This is a genomic window from Rhodococcus sp. NPDC019647, from assembly GCF_044389235.1.
Lineage (GTDB): Bacteria > Actinomycetota > Actinomycetes > Mycobacteriales > Mycobacteriaceae > Rhodococcus_F > Rhodococcus_F oxybenzonivorans.
In genome coordinates, this window is the sequence record NZ_JBIRXS010000066.1 from 2,171 (window position 1) to 5,430 (window position 3,260).

Annotated in this window: 1 rRNA gene; it reads left to right on the top strand. The window is 55.3% G+C overall.

What is annotated here, in order from left to right:
• The first annotated feature begins 82 nt into the window (after nt 1-82).
• Nucleotides 83-3,217, top strand: a 23S ribosomal RNA gene (locus ACH49N_RS38825).
• The last annotated feature ends 43 nt before the right edge of the window (nt 3,218-3,260 follow it).

The window sequence follows — 3,260 nt, forward strand, 5'->3', positions numbered from 1 at the left end:
CTTTTGGTGGTGGGCATGGTGCTGGCGGAGTTCGAGGCGGGTGTGTTGTTTGAGAACTGCACAGTGGACGCGAGCATCTTTGTTGTAAGTAATGAAGAGCGTACGGTGGATGCCTTGGCACCAGGAGCCGATGAAGGACGTAGGAGGCTGCGATAAGCCTCGGGGAGCTGTCAACCGAGCTGAGATCCGAGGATGTCCGAATGGGGAAACCCAGCACGAGTGATGTCGTGTTACCCGCATCTGAATATATAGGGTGTGTGGAGGGAACGTGGGGAAGTGAAACATCTCAGTACCCACAGGAAGAGAAAACAATAGTGATTCCGTGAGTAGTGGCGAGCGAAAGCGGAAGAGGCTAAACCATGGATGTGTGATAGCCGGCAGGCGTTGCATTCGTGGGGTTGTGGGGTTCATCTTGTCAATGCTGCCGTGTTGGCCGACAGTAAGAAATCATGGTGTTAGTGGAAGTGGTCTGGAACGGCCTGTCGTAGAGGGTGAGAATCCCGTACACGAAAACATTGTGACTGTCGTGATGGAAACCCAAGTAGCACCGGGCCCGTGAAATCTGGTGTGAATCTGTCGGGACCACCCGATAAGCCTGAATACTCCCTGGTGACCGATAGCGGACTAGTACCGTGAGGGAAAGGTGAAAAGTACCCCGGGAGGGGAGTGAAATAGTACCTGAAACCGTGCGCTTACAATCCGTCAAAGCCTTCGAACACTTCGGTGTTGGGGGTGATGGCGTGCCTTTTGAAGAATGAGCCTGCGAGTTAGTGGCATGTCGCGAGGTTAACCCGTGTGGGGTAGCCGTAGCGAAAGCGAGTCCGAATAGGGCGTTCATAGTGGCATGTTCTAGACCCGAAGCGGAGTGATCTACCCATGGCCAGGTTGAAGCGACGGTAAGACGTCGTGGAGGACCGAACCCACTTAGGTTGAAAACTGAGGGGATGAGTTGTGGGTAGGGGTGAAAGGCCAATCAAACTCCGTGATAGCTGGTTCTCCCCGAAATGCATTTAGGTGCAGCGTCGCGTGTTTCTCATCGGAGGTAGAGCTACTGGATGGTCTAGGGGGCCCACAAGCTTACCGAAATCAGCCAAACTCCGAATGCCGGTGAGTGAGAGCGCGGCAGTGAGACTGCGGGCGATAAGGTTCGTAGTCGAGAGGGAAACAGCCCAGATCGCCAGCTAAGGTCCCTAAGCGTGTACTAAGTGGAAAAGGATGTGGGGTCGCGAAGACAACCAGGAGGTTGGCTTAGAAGCAGCCACCCTTGAAAGAGTGCGTAATAGCTCACTGGTCAAGTGATCCTGCGCCGACAATGTAGCGGGGCTCAAGTACACCACCGAAGCTGCGGCATTCACACAATGCACCCCCATTTTCCTGCGGGAGGGTGGGCAGTGGTGTGGATGGGTAGGGGAGCGTCGTGTGGCCATGGAAGCGGCGGGGTGACCCAGCCGTGGAGGCCACACGAGTGAGAATGCAGGCATGAGTAGCGAAAGACGAGTGAGAAACTCGTCCGCCGAATGACCAAGGGTTCCTGGGCCAGGTTAATCCGCCCAGGGTGAGTCGGGACCTAAGACGAGGCCGACAGGCGTAGCCGATGGACAACGGGTTGATATTCCCGTACCCGTGTGAACGCGCCCCTGGTGAATCAGTGATACTAACCACCCTGAAACCGCGTGTGGACCTTCGGGTTCGTGCGTGGTGGATGCGTGGGACCTGATCTGGTAGTAGCCAAGCGATGGGGTGACGCAGGAAGGTAGCTGAGCCAGTCAGTGGTAATACTGGTGTAAGCCTGTAGGGAGTGACCTAGGCAAATCCGGGTCACACATATCCTGAGAGGTGACGCATAGCCGAATGAGGCGAATTCAGTGATCCTATGCTGCCGAGAAAAGCCTCTAGCGAGCTTTCACACGGCCCGTACCCCAAACCGACACAGGTGGTCAGGTAGAGAATACTAAGGCGATCGAGATAACTATGGTTAAGGAACTCGGCAAAATGCCCCCGTAACTTCGGGAGAAGGGGGGCCTCGTCTGGTGATCACTCTTGCAGTGTGAGCTGGGTGGGGCCGCAGAGACCAGTGAGAAGCGACTGTTTACTAAAAACACAGGTCCGTGCGAAGTCGTAAGACGATGTATACGGACTGACGCCTGCCCGGTGCTGGAAGGTTAAGAGGACCGGTTAGCCATTTCGGTGGCGAAGCTGAGAATTTAAGCCCCAGTAAACGGCGGTGGTAACTATAACCATCCTAAGGTAGCGAAATTCCTTGTCGGGTAAGTTCCGACCTGCACGAATGGCGTAACGACTTCTCAGCTGTCTCAACCATAGACTCGGCGAAATTGCATTACGAGTAAAGATGCTCGTTACGCGCGGCAGGACGAAAAGACCCCGGGACCTTCACTACAGCTTGGTATTGGTGTTCGGTTCGGTTTGTGTAGGATAGGTGGGAGACTGTGAAGCGCTCACGCCAGTGAGTGTGGAGTCGTTGTTGAAATACCACTCTGATCGTATTGGACCTCTAACCTCGGACCATGATCTGGTTCAGGGACAGTGCCTGGTGGGTAGTTTAACTGGGGCGGTTGCCTCCCAAAATGTAACGGAGGCGCCCAAAGGTTCCCTCAGCCTGGTTGGCAATCAGGTGTCGAGTGCAAGTGCACAAGGGAGCTTGACTGTGAGACTGACAAGTCGAGCAGGGACGAAAGTCGGGACTAGTGATCCGGCACCGGCAAGTGGAAGCGGTGTCGCTCAACGGATAAAAGGTACCCCGGGGATAACAGGCTGATCTTCCCCAAGAGTCCATATCGACGGGATGGTTTGGCACCTCGATGTCGGCTCGTCGCATCCTGGGGCTGGAGTAGGTCCCAAGGGTTGGGCTGTTCGCCCATTAAAGCGGCACGCGAGCTGGGTTTAGAACGTCGTGAGACAGTTCGGTCTCTATCCGCCGCGCGCGTTAGAAACTTGAGGAAGGCTGTCCCTAGTACGAGAGGACCGGGACGGACGAACCTCTGGTGTGCCAGTTGTTCCACCAGGAGCACCGCTGGTTAGCTACGTTCGGAAGGGATAACCGCTGAAAGCATCTAAGCGGGAAGCCTGTTCCAAGATGAGGTTTCTCACCCCCTCGAGGGGGTAAGGCCCCCGGCAGACCACCGGGTTGATAGGCCAGAACTGGAAGCCCAGTAATGGGTGTAGGTGACTGGTACTAATAGGCCGAGGACTTACCACAAAGAAGCTACGCGTCCACTGTGCAGTATCTGAAACAACACACA